Consider the following 309-nt stretch of genomic DNA (forward strand, 5'->3'; position numbering starts at 1 on the left):
TCGATCCCGCTAGGCTCCACTTATACTTTATTTATGGCGGTGTAGCTCAGCTGGCTAGAGCGTACGGTTCATACCCGTGAGGTCGGGGGTTCGATCCCCTCCGCCGCTACCATAAAGGACCTTTAGCTCAGCTGGTTAGAGCAGACGGCTCATAACCGTCCGGTCGTAGGTTCGAGTCCTACAAGGTCCACCACTCAAGTTTCATATATCTCGGAGGTATACCCAAGTCTGGCTGAAGGGATCGGTCTTGAAAACCGACAGGCGGCGAGAGTCGCGCGGGGGTTCGAATCCCTCTACCTCCTCCATTTT

The 309-nt window shown here is 54.7% G+C and carries 3 tRNA genes; all 3 read left to right on the forward strand.

The window, feature by feature from the left end:
• Window positions 1-35: 35 nt before the first annotated feature.
• Window positions 36-112: transfer RNA gene (locus tag CN326_RS23735), tRNA-Met, on the forward strand.
• A 4-nt stretch (window positions 113-116) separates the two neighbouring features.
• A tRNA-Ile gene (locus CN326_RS23740) sits at window positions 117-193 on the forward strand.
• A gap of 19 nt (window positions 194-212) precedes the next feature.
• Window positions 213-305 (forward strand) — tRNA-Ser (locus CN326_RS23745).
• Window positions 306-309: the final 4 nt, after the last annotated feature.

The sequence above is a fragment of the Bacillus sp. AFS018417 genome (assembly GCF_002560985.1).
Lineage (GTDB): Bacteria > Bacillota > Bacilli > Bacillales > Bacillaceae_G > Bacillus_A > Bacillus_A rhizoplanae.